Annotated in this window: 19 protein-coding genes; 15 read left to right on the top strand and 4 right to left on the bottom strand. The window is 58.7% G+C overall.

Annotated elements, in window-relative coordinates; genetic code table 11:
- Positions 1–224: 224 nt before the first annotated feature.
- Positions 225–1085 carry a DNA damage-inducible protein D gene (dinD, locus tag Q0C48_RS01725; RefSeq protein WP_291520931.1) on the top strand — a complete coding sequence of 287 codons (861 nt, stop codon included), beginning with the start codon at positions 225–227 and terminating at the stop codon, positions 1083–1085.
- Entirely contained in the window at positions 1085–3037 is a 1953-nt protein-coding gene (locus Q0C48_RS01720) for an N-6 DNA methylase (RefSeq protein ID WP_291520929.1), read from the top strand. The genes dinD and Q0C48_RS01720 overlap by 1 nt, the downstream gene beginning before the upstream one ends.
- A gap of 47 nt (positions 3038–3084) precedes the next feature.
- On the opposite strand, the gene trmL is transcribed toward Q0C48_RS01720, so the two are convergent.
- Together trmL and Q0C48_RS01710 are read right to left on the bottom strand one after the other, a co-directional pair.
- Complete coding sequence (trmL, locus tag Q0C48_RS01715) at positions 3085–3564, bottom strand: tRNA (uridine(34)/cytosine(34)/5-carboxymethylaminomethyluridine(34)-2'-O)-methyltransferase TrmL (RefSeq protein ID WP_366936978.1); 480 nt, start codon at positions 3562–3564, stop codon at positions 3085–3087.
- A gap of 7 nt (positions 3565–3571) precedes the next feature.
- On the bottom strand, positions 3572–4285 hold the full coding sequence (locus Q0C48_RS01710) for a ComF family protein (protein WP_291520926.1): 714 nt from the start codon (positions 4283–4285) through the stop codon (positions 3572–3574).
- Positions 4286–4401: 116 nt separating this feature from the next.
- Between Q0C48_RS01710 and bioF the strand changes: the two genes are divergently transcribed.
- The 11 genes from bioF (at position 4402) to Q0C48_RS01655 (ending at position 13314) form a co-directional block, all read left to right on the top strand.
- The gene (bioF, locus tag Q0C48_RS01705) at positions 4402–5571 is read left to right on the top strand and encodes an 8-amino-7-oxononanoate synthase (protein WP_291520924.1); all 1170 of its coding nucleotides are present in this window, start codon (positions 4402–4404) and stop codon (positions 5569–5571) included.
- A complete protein-coding gene (bioH, locus tag Q0C48_RS01700) occupies positions 5568–6329 on the top strand; it encodes a pimeloyl-ACP methyl ester esterase BioH (protein ID WP_291520922.1) in 762 nt (253 codons plus the stop codon). The genes bioF and bioH overlap by 4 nt, the downstream gene beginning before the upstream one ends.
- Positions 6326–7204 carry a malonyl-ACP O-methyltransferase BioC gene (bioC, locus tag Q0C48_RS01695; protein ID WP_291520920.1) on the top strand — a complete coding sequence of 293 codons (879 nt, stop codon included), beginning with the start codon at positions 6326–6328 and terminating at the stop codon, positions 7202–7204. Before bioH ends, bioC begins: the two co-directional genes overlap by 4 nt.
- Positions 7201–7905, top strand: a complete 705-nt coding sequence (gene bioD / locus Q0C48_RS01690; protein WP_291520918.1) for a dethiobiotin synthase — start codon at positions 7201–7203, stop codon at positions 7903–7905. Before bioC ends, bioD begins: the two co-directional genes overlap by 4 nt.
- 116 nt (positions 7906–8021) lie before the next feature.
- Positions 8022–8918: a protease HtpX gene (htpX, locus tag Q0C48_RS01685; RefSeq protein WP_291520916.1), complete on the top strand. Its 897-nt coding sequence runs from the start codon at positions 8022–8024 to the stop codon at positions 8916–8918.
- 45 nt (positions 8919–8963) lie between these two features.
- Positions 8964–9689, top strand: a complete 726-nt coding sequence (aat, locus tag Q0C48_RS01680; RefSeq protein ID WP_291520914.1) for a leucyl/phenylalanyl-tRNA--protein transferase — start codon at positions 8964–8966, stop codon at positions 9687–9689.
- Positions 9690–9691: 2 nt separating this feature from the next.
- Positions 9692–10402, top strand: coding sequence for an arginyltransferase (locus Q0C48_RS01675; RefSeq protein ID WP_291520912.1), 711 nt, complete (start codon positions 9692–9694; stop codon positions 10400–10402).
- Complete coding sequence (gene fetB, locus Q0C48_RS01670; RefSeq protein WP_291520910.1) at positions 10399–11178, top strand: iron export ABC transporter permease subunit FetB; 780 nt, start codon at positions 10399–10401, stop codon at positions 11176–11178. Before Q0C48_RS01675 ends, fetB begins: the two co-directional genes overlap by 4 nt.
- 7 nt (positions 11179–11185) lie before the next feature.
- Entirely contained in the window at positions 11186–11791 is a 606-nt protein-coding gene (gene rnt, locus Q0C48_RS01665) for a ribonuclease T (RefSeq protein ID WP_291520908.1), read from the top strand.
- 74 nt (positions 11792–11865) lie between these two features.
- Positions 11866–12882 carry a CDP-6-deoxy-delta-3,4-glucoseen reductase gene (locus Q0C48_RS01660; protein WP_291520906.1) on the top strand — a complete coding sequence of 339 codons (1017 nt, stop codon included), beginning with the start codon at positions 11866–11868 and terminating at the stop codon, positions 12880–12882.
- Between the two features lie 57 nt (positions 12883–12939).
- Positions 12940–13314: a hypothetical protein gene (locus Q0C48_RS01655; RefSeq protein ID WP_291520904.1), complete on the top strand. Its 375-nt coding sequence runs from the start codon at positions 12940–12942 to the stop codon at positions 13312–13314.
- Between the two features lie 87 nt (positions 13315–13401).
- Here Q0C48_RS01655 and Q0C48_RS01650 read toward each other — a convergent pair whose 3' ends face one another.
- Both Q0C48_RS01650 and Q0C48_RS01645 read right to left on the bottom strand, forming a co-directional pair.
- Positions 13402–13698 carry a zinc ribbon domain-containing protein gene (locus Q0C48_RS01650; protein ID WP_291520902.1) on the bottom strand — a complete coding sequence of 99 codons (297 nt, stop codon included), beginning with the start codon at positions 13696–13698 and terminating at the stop codon, positions 13402–13404.
- 7 nt (positions 13699–13705) lie between these two features.
- Positions 13706–14644, bottom strand: coding sequence for a hypothetical protein (locus Q0C48_RS01645; RefSeq protein ID WP_291520900.1), 939 nt, complete (start codon positions 14642–14644; stop codon positions 13706–13708).
- 187 nt (positions 14645–14831) lie between these two features.
- Between Q0C48_RS01645 and Q0C48_RS01640 the strand changes: the two genes are divergently transcribed.
- Complete coding sequence (locus Q0C48_RS01640) at positions 14832–15476, top strand: TetR/AcrR family transcriptional regulator (protein WP_291520898.1); 645 nt, start codon at positions 14832–14834, stop codon at positions 15474–15476.
- Entirely contained in the window at positions 15476–16345 is an 870-nt protein-coding gene (gene argB / locus Q0C48_RS01635; RefSeq protein ID WP_366936976.1) for an acetylglutamate kinase, read from the top strand. The genes Q0C48_RS01640 and argB overlap by 1 nt, the downstream gene beginning before the upstream one ends.
- Positions 16346–16389 lie beyond the last annotated feature (44 nt).

Raw genomic sequence — 16389 nt, 5'->3', positions numbered from 1 at the left:
AGGTCATCCGCGCTAACGGCCATTTAAGCAGTAAACAGAATGCAACACTACACTAGATGTGCCAGCACCGAGCAAAACCGAACAGCAACACATCGTGGCGCGCATCCAGGCCGCCATGACCGAAATCGACGCATTAGAAAATTCAAGCAAGGCAGCGCTGGAAGAGATCAACTGCCTGCCAAGCCGTGTGCTTGCGCAAGCCTTCAATCAATAGGAAGACGACCATGACCGACAAACGCATCACCAAACAACATCACGCCACCTTCGAGGAAGTCCGCCAGTTCGACGAGGACGGTAACGAATTCTGGTCGGCGCGCGACATTGCTCCGTTACTGGAATACCAGGATTGGCGCAACTTCATGCAGGTGGTGGATAAGGCACGGCTGGCCTGCGAACAGTCCGGTCGGCCAGTTGCCGACCATTTCGGTGATGTCACCAAAATGGTCGGTATCGGTTCCGGCGCACAGCGCCCGGTGCCGGATGTGCATCTGTCACGCTACGCTTGTTACCTGATCGTGCAGAACGGCGACCCCGCAAAGCCGGTGATCGCCAATGGACAGACCTATTTCGCCATGCAGACGCGACGGCAGGAACTTGCTGACGATGCGAAATTCGCCCAACTCAGCGAGGACGAAAAGCGCCTCGCCATCCGCAACGAACTTGCCACGCACAACAAGCATCTGGCCGCTGCCGCCAAGGATGCGGGCGTGGAGTCCAGCCTCGACTACGCCATCTTTCAGGATCATGGTTACAGAGGGCTGTATGGCGGTTTGGGCAACAAGGAAATCCACGCCCGCAAGGGGCTGAAGAAGAGCCAGAAGATTCTCGATCACATGGGCAGCACCGAGCTGGCTGCCAACCTGTTCCGCGCCACGCAAACCGAAGAAAAACTGCGCCGTGATCAGGTGCAGGGTAAGTCACAAGCCAACAAGACCCACTTTGAGGTGGGTCGCAAGGTACGCCAGACCATTGAAGAGTTAGGCGGCACCATGCCCGAGAATCTGCCCAAACCCGACAACAGCATTCAGCAGATTGAATCTGCCAGAAAGAAGCTGGACAGGAAACCCCCCAAGGAACCGCGCTAATGGCTCGCCCTAAAAAAAACACCGATGGCATGGCTTCGCCCAGCACGACCAAAGCACCTAAAGCCATCGCTTCGACACAATCCCTTTCTGCCTTCGTCAAAAGCATCTGCGATGTGATGCGCCGTTCCAACTGCGCCAGCGCCTTGCAGTACGTGCCGGAGCTGACCTGGATTCTGTTCCTGCGCATTCTGGACGCGCAGGAAGCCAAGGCGCGCGAAGAGGCCGAAGTGTTGGGCGCGAACTTCTCACCCGCGCTGCACAGCCCTTACCGTTGGCAGGACTGGGCCGCGCCGTATTCAGACAAGCCTGAGCATCCGAAAACCGCAGAGGGTAAGCCCTTCGGCTGGAAACGACAGGAATTGTTCGCGGCGGGCGATGGCAAGCTGTTTGACTTCATTAATAAAGAGCTACTGCCACACCTGCACAGTCTGGACATTGATACCCGCACCGGCCTGCCTAACTTCAATGCCAGCCGCAAACAACGCATCATGGGTCGCACCATGACAGCGGTGGAAAAAGTGCGCGTCGATAGTGAAACTAATCTGCGCGATATTCTGGATAAGGTGCATCAGATCAATATCGACTATGTGGATGACCAGCATTTTTTCACTCTGTCGCAGGTGTATGAAGACTTGCTGTTGAAAATGGGTGAAAAGAACTCCGACGGCGGGCAGTTCTTCACCCCGCGTGAGGTGATCCGCGCCATGGTGCATACGGTGAATCCGCAGCTCGGGCAGACGGTGTACGACCCTTGCTGTGGCACCGGCGGCTTTCTGGCGATTGCCTACGAGCACATTGCCCGCCAACTCGGCCAAAGTGCCACCAGTACCGATATTGACACCCTCAAGCACGACACCTTTTTTGGCCGCGAAAAAGAGAATCTGGTCTTTCCCATTGCGCTGGCTAATCTGGTACTGCATGGCATTGATCAGCCCAATTTGTGGCACGGCAATTCATTGACCCGCCGCACGACTTACGGTGCCCTATTCGACCAAGCGCCCCCAACCTTTGATGTGATTCTGACCAACCCGCCCTTCGGCGGCAAGGAGGGCAAGGACGCACAGAAGAATTTCGCCTACGAAACCAGCGCCACTCAGGTACTGTTTGTGCAGGATATCTTGGACGAGCTGGCCCCCAAGGGTACCTGCGCCATCGTGCTGGACGAGGGCTTACTGTTCCGCACCAACGAAAGCGCTTTTCTGGAAACCAAACGCAAGCTGGTGGATGAGTGTGATCTGTGGGCCATTGTCAGCCTGCCGGGTGGCGTGTTCTCTACTGCTGGTGCTGGTGTGAAGACCAATCTGCTGTTTTTCACCAAGGGCAAGAAGACTGGGAAGATTTGGTATTACGACCTGTCTTACGTGAAGGTCGGCAAAAAAACACCGCTGACGTTGGCGCACTTTGGCTTTGACCAAAACGGCGATGTACTGGCCGATATGCAATTGCCCGCCATCCTCACTGCCGACTGGCATGCGGACGAGGCGAATGCGGGCAAGCCCTTCCCCAGCTATGCCCGCATGCTGCAACAGCGCGGCAGGCCGGAGGGCGACAGCCGTTATTCGTGGACGATGGATTTCGCCGCTCGCCGCGCTAAAGCTCGCGCCGAGATGCAACCGCTGCTCAATGAAGCGGCGCAAATCAAAGCCACCGTGGTGGACTTGAAAGAGCAGCTCAAGCGGTTGAAGAAAGACAAGGCCAGTGACGCCGAGTTGGAGGCACTGGATGCGCAGATCAAGGAGAAAGATAAAGCCGCCCGCGATTTGGAAACTAAGGCCGCCGACATGGACGCAGCCGTGTTTGACCTGAAGGCGGTCAACCCGACAGCAGTAATGGATGTGGATACCCGCACGCCGCAAGAAATCATTCAGAACATCGACACTCAGGGGCGCATCATCGCCGAGACACTGGCGAGGTTGAACGCACTATTGGCGGCGGGCGTTTTAAGCGGATGACAGGCAATTGAAGAGGTTGTAAAAATGGGTAGTTTGATCAACGCTGCTCACTGACCGCCGCAATAGTCCATTTGCCGCCAAGCCTCGAAGACCGCGACAGCACAGGCGTTGGACAAATTCAGGCTGCGCTGGCCGGGGCGCATGGGCAGGCGCAGTACCTGCGTGGCGGGCAGGCTGTCCAGGAGGCTGGCAGGCAAGCCGCGGGTCTCCGGGCCGAAAAGCAGCGCATCGCCAGGCTGGTACGCGACCTGCTGATAAGATTGCGTGCCTTTGGTGCTGAAGGCGAATATGCGCGCATCCCCCAAAAACGCCCGGCAGGCCGCCCAGTCCGCATGGCGATGTACCTGCGCGAACTCGTGATAATCCAGCCCGGCGCGGCGCAGGCGGCGGTCGTCCCAGGCAAAACCCAAGGGCTCCACAAGATGCAGGGTGGCCCCGGTGTTAGCGCAGAGGCGGATGACATTACCGGTGTTGGGAGGGATCTCCGGCTCATACAGGATGACGTGCAAAAATGGCTCAGGCGCCAATGGACTCTCAGAGGACACGGGCGAGCACCCAGATGTCGATGCGCTGTACACCGGCATCCCGCAGGGTGCTGGCAATCTGCGCGGCAGTGGTTCCGGTCGTAAGTACGTCATCGACGACGGCGACGTGATCCGGAACGCGTCCGCGCAGAGCAAAGGCCGCATCCAGATTGTCTCGCCGGGCGGCTGCGCTCAGTCCGAGTTGGTGGCCGGTATTGCGGCGACGCTGCAGCGCTCCGGGGATGACCGGGATTCTCCAGCGTTTGCCCCAGTGACGGGCGAGCAGCATGGATTGGTTGTAACCGCGTTCGCGCAGGCGCTGGCGATGCAGAGGCACGGGCAGCAGCGCGTCCGGGCGGGACGGCGGATGCTTGCCCCAGGCACTGGCCCAGGCATCGGCCAGTGGCCTGGTCCAGTCCAGACGCTGCTGAAACTTCCATGCGATGATGGCGGTGTTCAGTGGTTCGGCATAGATAAACGGAGTATAGACGTGGTCATAGGCGGGGGCTTCCACCGCGCAGACCCGGCAGTCCCCGTTGTCTGACAAGGGTAGCGCGCAATAACTGCAACGCTCGGCGGGCAGACGCGGCCAGTCGCCGAAACAGCCGACACAGAGCGGGGCACCGGGCGCGGCACAGGCACGACAATGTTCCGGAAACAGCCAGTGGCTGAAGCGCCCCACTGCGTCGTGTAGCCGATACAGGCGTGGAAGGATCCGTTGCAAGAAGCTCCTTTGCTTATTAGTCAAGTCGTTTGGCAACGCCAGTCGTTGTCACCGGATCTGATTCTCTCGCCCTCGCCCTCCATTGACAAGGCACAGGCCCCTCCCTATAAGAAGCTATGCATACGGAACGGGAAGAACAATGGCGTGTGGAATTGTCCGCCTTGCGTGCGCACGACCTCTGGCGGGAGTTGCAGGTCCTGCAACCTGTGCCGAAGCGTGGGCCGCCCACTTTTGTGGGGGCGCAGGGCGAACTGCTCCTGTCTTTCGCCAGTAATGATTATCTGGGCCTGAGCGCAGAGCCCGCCTTACGTGACGCCGCCATCGCCGAGATCCAGCAGAGCGGCGTAGGGGCTGGTGCCGCGCCCCTGCTCGGTGGCGAGCGGCCCGCCCATGCGACGCTGGCAGACGCCTTGGCCCGCTGGCTGGGAGTGGAGGCGGTGCTGCTCTTTGGTAGCGGTTACCTGGCCAATTTGGGGGTCATCTCCACGCTGGTCGGACGCGGTGATCGCGTCTATGCCGACCGTCTCAACCACGCCTCGCTGGTGGATGGGGTGCGTCTCTCCGGCGCGCGCCTGCATCGCTACCGGCATGGCGACATGACGCATCTGGCGCAATGGTTGGAACGCGGCGGCCGGGGACAGGCCTGGATCATCACTGACGGGGTGTTCAGCATGGATGGCGATATCGCCCCGCTCCCTGAACTCGCCACCCTGGCGCAGCAGTATGGCGCAGGGATCATCCTCGACGAAGCCCATGCCTTTGGAGTGCTGGGGACGGAGGGGCAAGGCACTGCGGCGCACTGGAACATGGACATCCACGGGGTAGACGTCATCATGGGCACCTTGGGTAAGGCCTTCGGTGTTTACGGCGCCTTCGTGGCGGGGAGTCAGGACGTGGTGGATCTCCTGCGCAATCGCGCCCGCAGCTTCATCTACCATACCGCCCTGCCCTCCGCCTTGACGGCTGCCGCCCTCGTCGCGCTCGACCTTTTACGGCATGGGGATGCCCGGCGCGAGCGCCTGACACGGCACCGGCAGCATCTGCGTGCGCAAGTGCCCGACGCCCCCTGGTTGGCCAGCGAGACACCCATTCAGGGCCTCCTGCTGGGCGATGCGCGGCGGGCGCTGACCGTCAGCGCCCAATTGCGCCGTGCCGGCCTCTACTGTCCAGCGGTGCGGCCACCGACGGTGCCTGCCGATAGTGCCCGTCTGCGTATCACCCTCAGTGCGGCACACCGTCACGATGATATCGAGCTTCTGGCTACCGCGCTCCGGGAGATCTTATGAGCTGGGCGCGTCAGGTCAGTGGTCAGGGACGCCCGCTGGTGCTGCTCCATGGCTGGGGGATGGAAAGCCGGGTCTTCGCTTCCTGGCGGCCCCTTCTGGATGCGCATTTCACCTGCATCAGCTACGATCTCCCCGGTCACGGGCAGACGCCCTGTGCGCCCTCCGGCCTGGCTTGGTCTGCCAGTCTGGAGCGTCTCCGCCAGATGCTTGCTCAGGAGGCCCCCAAGCCCCTGTTGCTCGGCTGGTCCCTTGGGGGCTTATTGGCCCTGGGCATCGCCTTGCAGCACCCTGAATTATTGGAGGGACTGGTGCTGATATCCAGTTCCCCGGCCTTTTGCCAGCGCCCCGACTGGTCTCCGGCCATCCCTGCCGCGACTCTGGAGGACTTCGCTCAACGCCTGCGCGAAGATCCCCAGGGTACCCGGCGGCGCTTCCTCGCCCTGCAAGTGTTGAACGATCCACAAGGACGCCGCGCTCTGGAGGGCCTCAGCGCCTGGCCCATGCCGGATCAGGCCTGTCTTGCCGATGGGCTGGGCCTGCTGCGGGAAGTGGATTTGCGTAGCCAACTGATGGCACTACCCATGCCGGTGCATCTCGTGCATGGGCGACAGGATCGGATCGTGCCCGTCGGTGCCAGCGAATATCTCCACCAGCATCTGACCGGCAGCCGGTTTACCCTCCTGGAACAGGCTGGTCACGTCCCTTTTCTGTCGCATCCGCAAGCCTGTACCCACGCGCTGCTGGAGACCTGGGGATGAGCTCCGGTAACCCGTCCTTCTTCATGGAAAAACGCGCCGTGCGGCGGGCTTTTGAGCAGGCAGCGGCCGCGTATGAAACCAGTGCCGTCTTGCAGGATCAGGTCGGCGCGCAGCTCATTGAGCGACTGGACCTCGTCAAGCTGGAACCCCAATGGATACTCGATATGGGTAGTGGTACCGGCCTGCAAAGCCGCCGTCTCAATCGCCGTTATCCCCGTGCGCGGCTGCTCGCCCTGGATCTGGCGTCAAACATGTTACAGCAGGCGCGGCGTCGCAAAGGCTGGCGTCAGCGTCAGTATTTCTGCCAGGGCGACGCGGAAAATTTGCCACTGGCGACGGCCAGCATCGACCTACTCTACGCCAATATGTCCATTCAGTGGTGCAATGATCTGGATCAGGTGTTACGCGAGTTTGCGCGGGTGCTGCGTCCTGGCGGCCTGCTCATGTTCAGCACCCTCGGTCCGGATACCCTCAAAGAACTGCGTCAGGCCTTTGTGGCGGTGGACGACCAGCCCCATGTCAGTCATTTCATCGACATGCATGATATTGGCGATGCTTTGGTGCGTCAGGGCTACGAAATGCCGGTCCTGGATGTAGAACATTATCAGCTCACCTATGCGGTGGTAGACGATCTCCTGCGGGATCTGCGTAACATCGGTGCCACCAATGCCGCCGCAGGTCGCGCCCGTGGCCTGCTCACTCCCCGGCGTTTACAGGCACTGCGGCAGGCCTACGAGGGTTTTCGCGCCGACGGCCGCCTGCCGGCCACCTATGAAGTCGTCTACGGACATGCCTGGAGCAGCGGACCGCGCGCCCTTCCGCATGCAGACGGCGGTGTAGCTTTTCCCTTGATCCAACGGCATCGCCGCCGGTGACGCAGGAACAGCCCTCGCCGAAGCAGCAAGTGCGTCAGGCGCGCGGACTTTTCATTACCGGTACCGACACGGGTGTCGGCAAAACCGCTGTCACGGCGGCGCTGGCCCGGCTCTGCGCCGGTCACGGCATGCGCGTTGCGGCCCTCAAACCCATTGTCTCTGGGGTCGGAGTCGACGGTACCTGGGAGGACGTGGAAATTTTGCGCGCCGCTAGCCAGCCCCCGCGCAGCATTACCGAAACCAATCTTTACGCCTTCGACCCGCCGCTGGCCCCCCACTGGGCGGCGCAGCGGGCGGGCGTCACCGTGGATCGTGGGCGCGTCGTGGCCTTCGTCCGGGCGCAATCCGTGGCGACGGACTGCGTGCTGGTGGAGGGCGCGGGTGGTTTTCTCGTGCCGTTGGGCGCTGACTGGGGCTTTGCCGAACTGGCCGAGGACCTACATTTCCCGGTGCTGCTGGTGGTGGGTTTGCGGCTGGGAGCCATCAACCACACCCTGCTGAGTGTCGAGGCCATCCGCACACGGGGCCTGTCCTTCGCCGGATGGGTGGCGAACATCTTGAATCCTGCGGTCGCAGAGGGCACCCTGGAGACCTTGCAACAGTGTTTACCGGCGCCTTGCCTGGGGGTGTTGCCCTATATCCCGCACTGGTCCGCCGCTGTTCTGAGTCCTTATCTGTCTCTTCCTGCGTCCTTATATTGATGTTAGACTGATTCCGCATTGCCATAAAAAACAAAAGGCAATCAGCCGCGATGTCGGGGTGAACGGTTCGCTATATCGCGGGAAGGGTCAAGGTATTCTGATGGAGCGTGCGTGTCATGAAATCATTCAAGAGCATATTGCTGTTGGTGGTGACGAACCTGCTGATATTTGTCAGCCTGTCGATCAGTTTTACCATTCTGGTCAATTTTATTCTACCGCTGTTCGGTGTGGACCTGCGTGGCTCGGTGAGCAACGCGGATCTGCTCTGGGCGCTGGTGATCGGTTTTGGCGGCGCCTTTATTTCGCTGCTGATGTCGAAACATCTGGCGCGCGCGGGGCTGCAGATGCAACGCATCGACACACCACAGTCGGCCAAGGAACATTTGGTGTACGACTCGGCCGCACAGCTAGCTAATCGCCTGGGCATCCGCATGCCGGAAGTCTGGGTGTACTGGAATGACGAGGCTAATGCCTTCGCCACCGGACCGGGCCGCAATCATAGCATGGTCGCGGTGAGTAGTGGTCTGGTCAACCTGCTCAGCGACAATGAGGTGCGGGCGGTACTGGCCCATGAAATGGGGCACGTATACAATGGCGATATGGTGAGTACCACCTTACTACAAGGTTTGATGAATACGTTTGTATTCTGGCTGTCCATGCTGGCCGCGCGGCAGTTTGATGACCGGCCCATGATCGCTTTTATGGTGTCCATAGTTTTGCAGATTGGTCTGTCTTTCTTGGCGCTGATTCCCATCACCTGGTTTTCGCGCCGCCGGGAGTTCGCGGCGGATCGTTTTGCTGCCGAGCAGGTGGGCGTGGCCCCGATGGTCTCGGCGCTGCAAAAGCTGCATCAGCAGGCGGAAGCCATGCATGTGGTGCATGACGTGGTGCGCGATCCCATGGCGACAGCCTACATTTCCGGAAGCTGGCGCGGCTGGTTTGCTACGCACCCCAGTCTGGAAGCGCGGGTGGCGGCCCTGCAAGCACTTCAAAACGGGTATAGTTACCGGTAGTTAGTACCGAAATGGGGGATTGGTCTTTGATGCAGGCAGGAGGCAGTGCAGTTGCGCCCTGAAGGCGTACGTCCGGTCCTCCTGCGCAGTCATGACCGGTCAGCCCCTTTTCCCGACCCGGAGCAGGCCGACGGCAACCTGGTCGCCATCGGTGGAGATTTATCCCGGGAGCGCCTGCTCAGTGCCTACGCGCAGGGCATCTTCCCCTGGTTTGGCGAGGAGGACCCCATTCTCTGGTGGTCCCCTGATCCCCGTGCTGTCCTGGAACCTTCGGCGGTACATATTAGCCGCAGTTTACGCAAGTCGGCCTGTAACAGGGACTGGCAATACCACATGGACAGCGACTTTGCCGGTGTCATCGACGCTTGTGCGGAGCCGCGTGCCGGACAGGGTGGTACCTGGATCACTCCTGCGGTGCGTGCCGCCTATCTGGATCTTTTCGCCGCAGGAACAGCGCATTCCATAGAAGTCTACCAGCAGGGCAGCCTGGTCGGTGGGCTCTACGGCGTCGCCCTCGGCGGACTCTTTTTTGGAGAGTCCATGTTCAGCCGGGTACCTGATGCCTCCAAGCTGGCCCTTGTCCTCTTGGCGCGTCACCTCCAGCACTGGGGCTTTAGCCTGATCGATACCCAGTTCATCACCCCACATCTGCAAAGCATGGGTGCACGCGAATTGCCGCGCCGCGATTTCTTGCAAGCCCTTGCCGATCTGCGCACCCAACACCCACCAGCCGACTGGAAAATCTCGTCATCTTTGCATGAGATGTTTTAGACATGGCCTTCTATTTGTCTGCTTTGCAGAAATGTCCCTACTTGCCAGATCAGGAAGAACTCCTGGTGCTCAGCGATCCCCGCGAGATGGTGGGCAGCAGCCAATATGACCAACTCTTGCAGAAAGGATTCCGGCGCAATGGGCCGGTGGCCTATCGTCCGATGTGTCCACAATGTGATGCCTGCATTTCCGTGCGTATCCCCGTCGCGGAGTTTCAGCCGGATCGCGGCCAGCGCCGCACCTGGGCGCGGAATCAGGGCATTCAAATACGTGAACAGGTTCCGCAATGGGATGCCGTCCACGCCCGCCTCTTCGCGGAGTATCAGTGCTGGCGGCATCCGGGGGGCGGCATGGATGAGCACGCGGATCGCTTATATCGGGAAATGATTGTGGAAACCGGTGGCGTTGATGCCCGCCTGCTGGTCTTTGAGCAGGATAAACACCCACTAGCGGTGGCATTGGTGGATGTGCTGGACGGCGGTGTGTCTGCAGTTTACACCTTTTACACGCCGGATCTGCCGCAACGCGGCCTGGGTATTTTCGCTATTCTCAGCCAGATTGAATGGACCAGGAAACAGCGCTTGCCCCACCTTTATCTCGGCTACTGGGTCGCCAGCAGCCCAAAAATGGACTATAAAAAGCGCTTTCGGCCTCTGGAAGGCTTTGTAGCGGGTGACTGGCGTCTGCTGTCAGAGGCGTATAAACGCGAATGAACAACGCAGCCCCGGATATTTTTAACACCTTCTCGCCGTGGACCATGGCGGGAGTGATGGGTCTCCTGGGCAGTGCCTGGGCTTTGTCTGCCTGGCAGCGTCTCGGAGTAGGCAAGGAACTGCTCTGGTCCGCGGCGCGGGCGATGGTCCAATTAGGGATCATGGGGTTTTTGCTGGGCTGGCTGTTCCGGCAGCACCAGCCGTTTTTGCTGGTACTCTTTCTGGTGGCCATGATCCTGATGGCCGGTCGTTTTAATCGTAAGCGTGGTGCCGGTATTCCTCACGCCTACTGGATCGGGGTGGTCAGCATTACTGTGGCGACTACCGTCACCCTCGGTTGGATGCTCCTGTCCGGTTTGGTCTTCTGGCGCGGCGAATCATTGGTCCCCATTGGCGGTATGATTATCGGCAACGCGATGAACGCGGTATCGCTGGCGCTTAACCGCCTGCGCAGCGAGGTGGACCAGCGCGAGGAGTTGTTGCTGGCCATGCTGGCGCTGGGTGCCAATCATCGTCAGGCCATGCGCAACCTGTATAGTATGGTGGTGCGCAGCGCATTGATCCCGACTATCGACAGTTTGAAAAGTGTCGGCATGATTCATATTCCGGGAATTACCGCAGGCATGATTCTGGCGGGCATGGCACCGCTTGCTGCGGTATCCATGCAATTGGTAGTGATGGTGATGTTGACTGCGTCGGTAACCTTGAGCGTCTCCACCGCGGTCCTGCTGGCCGCACCACGCGCTCTGGTTTTTTCTCAACGTATTGAGGGGTAATACGCTAATGGCGGCTTTGGCCGGACGTTTTCGCGGCTTTTTGCCGGTAGTGGTCGATGTGGAAACGTCAGGATTTGATCCTGACCGTAATGCCTTGTTAGAAGTGGCTGCGATTATAATCGGCGGCGAAGTGGGGCAGTTACGGCCGATAGCCACGCACCACTTTCATGTGCAGCCCTTTGCCGGGGCTGTGCTTGACCCGGCAGCATTGGCATTCACTGGTATCGATCCATTTCAGCCGTTGCGCGGCGCGATTTCCGAGGAGGAAGCCTTGCGCGGAGTTTTCAGGCCGGTGCGCACGGCTATAAAGGCCGCTCAATGCCGGCGTGCCATTCTTGTGGGGCACAATGCCTCTTTTGACTTGTCCTTTATTAAGGCAGCAGAAAAGCGGACGGGCGTTAAAAATAACCCTTTTCATCTTTTCAGTACCTTTGACACCGTCAGTCTGGCTGGGTTGGCTTATGGTGAGACCGTGCTGGCCAAGGCCGCTCTGGCCGCAGGTCTGGATTGGGACCACACGCAGGCGCATTCGGCGCTCTATGATGCCCGCCAGACGGCGGAATTATTCTGCCGCATTGTGAATCGCTATGATCTCAACCGGGAGTATCCCTGAAGCACGGTCAACCTGCCGCGCATCTGTTAGAATGTCCGCCGAAATATTTTAAATTGTTATGAGAGGATGTGCTTATGCCTTACCGTCTGCATATTGAACCCAGTGGCCACGAGATGGATTGCGATAGTGATGAAACCATCCTGGAGGCGGCTCTACGGCACGGTTTTAACATCCCCTATAGTTGTCGCAATGGTACCTGTGCGACCTGCAAGGGGCGTATTCTCAGCGGAGAAGTAGATTACGGGAAGGTGGAAGAAAAAACGTTGTCGGCTGCGGAGAAGGAGGCGGGGCTGGCGCTCTTCTGTCAGGCAGTGCCCTTGTCCGACGTGACGATAGAAGTCCGGGAGATCGGCGCCGCCAGGGATATTCAGATCAAAACCCTGCCGTCGCGAGTAGTCAAAATAGTGGATTTGGCACCTGATGTGCGCGCGCTCTTTCTAAAAATTCCTGCTACGGAGCGCCTGCAGTTCCTTCCCGGGCAGTACATCGACATCCTTCTGAAAGATGGCGGCAGGCGGGGTTTTTCCCTCGCCAATATGCCCGGCGACGATGCGCTGCTAGAACTACACATTAAAAAAGTGCCTGGCGGCGCCTTTACCGGGCATGTGTTCGGTGCTTTGAAAGAAAAGGACATCCTGCGTTTTGAAGGCCCGTTAGGCACCTTTTTTATTCGTCAGGAATCCACTCGTCCTTTGCTGATGGTCGCCACCGGCACTGGCTTTGCACCTATCAAGAGTATGCTCGAGTCTCTCTTCGCGCAGGGCTCCGTACGTCCGATCCATTTTTATTGGGGTGTACGCCATGCGGAGGATTTTTATTGTCAGGACTTACTGAGTGAATGGCAGTCGCGTCATGACCACTTTCAGGTAACCCGGATAGTATCTCGTCCGGATGCTTCCTGGTCGGGAGCTACCGGTTATGTTACCGCGCAAGTCATTCATGATTTTCCAGACGCGGGCGCAATCGATGCCTATATTTGTGGGCATCCCGATATGGTGTTTTCCTTATCCGACGCTTTACAGGGAGCAGGATTGGATCGAGAACATATTTTTGCCGATGCATTTGTATTTGCCAAAGCAAAAACAAGCTGACATAATTACTATGTTGGTGATTTCGTCCGCCATGGCAACCTAATTTTTAAGGAGTGAATGACTATGGAAGCGCAAGCAAAAAAACGTCACCGCCGTACCTCAGAAGAGCGTCTGGCGGATTTAGAAGAGAAGCAACGCCAGACAGAGATGCGGCTGCGTGAGCAGTTGGCAAAATTCGAACAGCAGAAGCGGAGTTTGCAGGAAAACCCGCGCGCACGTCGTGAGCGTGAAGCACAACGACGGTCGTTGATGGACCGCATTTCTCGTCTAGTGCCTGATTGGGAGCCTGCGCAGATTCTTGCGGCTGTCGCTGAAGTTCGTGACCGCGTGGGTGATAATGGCCATCTGTTGGGTGAGTTGGATAGCCGTGGAAACGCGCTCATGCAGGAACTGAAGCCCCGTCGCGGCCGTCGTCCCCGTTCCGCGATTTAATCCCCAATCTGAGCGGTTTTTCGCGTACAGAGGCCCCCGAAGCGATGAGCATGCGCATGCGGGGGCTTTTTGTAATAAGGCATTCCACTAACGCTTTTTGCATCCCCGCCAGCGCGCCAGCGTTGGTACGCGGTGCGCCATGTAAGCGCGGATATACCATGGGGCATTGCGGTTGCGCATCAGTTGGCGGACACGGTGCTGCATGGCGCCCAGCGTCAGTTCCGGTTCCCTGAACTGACCCGCCGCATAGCAATAGCTACAGTAACGGGTGCTATGGTTGCCGTCGGCCTCCGTCCCGCCGCCTTGGGGATCAAACTGCAGCGGCATGCCACAACTCTGGCAGCGGTTTTTCTCAATTTCCAGTTGGCGTATCCATTTTTTCATGGCGAAATTAGACATCCTCCGGTGCTACCAGTTCAAGAGCCTCAATATAGATATGTGCCATACCCAGCAGGAACACCACATTGGGAAGAATAAATACCAGCGCACCCGCCAGGCCAAGCCCCATGCTGAGTCCTGCGTTATATAGGGAGGTGCTTGCTGCCACCGGTTGCGCAAGTATTTCGCCGCTGATGAGTCTCTCGCCCGACAGTGCCCCCAGCATTTGCCAGAACATGTCTGCACTGCGGCTGATTTCATCAGCCAGCACGGGGGTGGCGGCCGTTAGTGTCATGCTATACCCGGTATAGAGAATCACCGCAATGATAATTCCCATGCCCGTTGCCAACGCGGCGAGCAGCAACATCATCAGCAGAATAGAACCTGGTTTATTGCGGGCGATGGAGATGGTATGACGGAGTGAGTTGCCTACGCTTTCGCCGTGCCACAATGCGGGTCCGGAGAGATTGAAGACAATAACGGCGAGGACAAAAACAATGGCGTTTACCAACATGATGGCAGGGAATAGCGGCACAAAGAGCATCGCGCCAATCCCCGGTATCTTGCAAGCGAAAAACCCCAATGCTTCTACGACAAAAATGCCCAAAAGCAAGAGACTTTCAATAATCAGCAGCCCCAGCAGGCGCGGCAGGGCCCGTATGCCAAAGCGGAGACTTTTAGCTATTTCCGGCAGTGGATCGCCGCGCGCCTCGTGCAGTAGTACACCGCCAGCGCCCAGGTAGCCGACACCAAAACTGATCAGTAGAATGATCACCCCAATGGCGGCACCTGCCCATCCGCCAGGCCATTGCGCGAAGAGTTCCAAGCCGGTCATGCCCAGGAAAACGGCGATGACGTACACCAGTATAGGCTGCCATAAGGTGATGCCGCGAAGCGCTCGCAACAACAAAGAAAAAGACAGATCTCCCTGGCTGGGAGTATGGGTAAACATGCGTGGTTCCTTTGCCAAAATCTTTGGCGCCTAGAATAGCAAATTGCGGGCGGATGGTGGATAACTATCCACCCTTGTCCGTAGGGGGACAATCGCCATGGGTGGTGCTACACTGCTCCGATATTGACCGATTGGTCGAGCACTGTGCAAGGGCGACTGTCATATGTTGGGGGCGGAGGGGAGGATCGTGGGGGATTTGCCACTGGCAATCGAAGGTGAGGGACGACAGCGGATTTTGGCGGCCGCCGAAAAGCTCTTCTCCGATAAAGCGTTTGATGCCGTCTCCATGAACGCCATCGCGTTGCAGGCGGGTATCAGCAAAGCCAATATCTATCATTATTTTCCCAATAAGGATGCGCTCTATCTTGCGGTATTGCGTGCGGCCAGCCAAAGTTTGAGGAAATTGCTCAATGATGCGGTCGACGCCCACGGAGCCGTGGTGGACGTGCTTCGGCATTTTGCGCGCTGCCATCTCCAGGCACTGTTAGACCGACCGGAATTGGTGCGTTTGGTATGGCGGGAAATTCTCGAAAAAGGCGCGCCCAGAGCGCAAGAGTTTGCTGAACAGGGCTTTGCTGATGTATTTTCTGCACTGGTCGCAGTGCTCGAAGCCGGCCAGTCCCGGGGCGAACTGCGGGTGGATTTTGACCCGGCCCTGGTGGCAACCCTGTTGTTGGGCGCGAATGTTTTCTTTTTCCAGTCCCGGGATATCCTGCGACATTATCCCCCTATTACCTTTGCCGACGATCCCGCAGGTTATGACGCCGGAATTGTGGAGATTCTTTTGCGCGGGCTGATTCCTGAGTCTTCGATAGATACGGCGAGTACGTGATGAGCTCTATGCACAATGATTCCCACCTGCAGGCGCATATATTGGTAGAGGCATTACCTTACATGCAGCGTTTCCATGGTCGTACCATCGTTATCAAATACGGTGGCAATGCCATGACCGAAGCCTATCTTCAAGAGCAGTTTGCTTACGATGTGACCCTGATGAAACAGGTGGGCATGAATCCGGTGGTGGTGCATGGTGGCGGACCGCAGATCGGTGCCCTGCTGGAACGACTCGGGGTGCAGACCCATTTTGTGGATGGCATGCGAGTGACCGATGCGGCGACCATGGAAGTGGTGGAAATGGTCCTTGGCGGGCGCGTCAACAAGGAGATTGTGCAAGCCATCAACCGGGCGGGCGGCCGCGCGGTGGGGCTGACGGGAAAGGATGGCGGATTGCTGCGCGCCCGTCCTTTGCGCCGGGATGGCGTTGATCTCGGTCTGGTGGGCGAGGTCGCCCGGGTGGACCCGGATATTATCCGCCTGCTGGATCAGGGCGATTTCATTCCGGTGGTGGCGCCGATCGGGGTGGGTTCCCTGGGCGAATCCTACAATATCAATGCCGACTTGGTGGCCGGCGCTCTCGCCGCGACGCTGAATGCTGAGAAGCTAATCCTGATGACCAATGTCGCCGGAGTGCTGGATCAGGACGGCCAGTTGCGCACGCGTCTGGAGGCTGCCGAGGTGGATCGGATGGTTGCCGATGGCCGTATTTATGGCGGCATGTTACCCAAGATTCAGTGCTGCCTGGATGCCGTGGCCGCCGGGGTACACGCCGCGCATATCATTGATGGTCGGGTACCTCATGCGTTATTGCTGGAAATCTTTACCGACGCGGGCGTCGGCACATTGATTTCTGACACGCGATGAACTTGAGTCGCCTGTGCGCCGGTGAATATCTCGCCGCCCCCATT

The organism is Acidithiobacillus sp. (assembly GCF_023255755.1).
GTDB lineage: Bacteria > Pseudomonadota > Gammaproteobacteria > Acidithiobacillales > Acidithiobacillaceae > Acidithiobacillus.
Note: the sequence above shows the minus strand (reverse complement) of the source record. Positions and strands in the feature narration are given on the sequence as shown.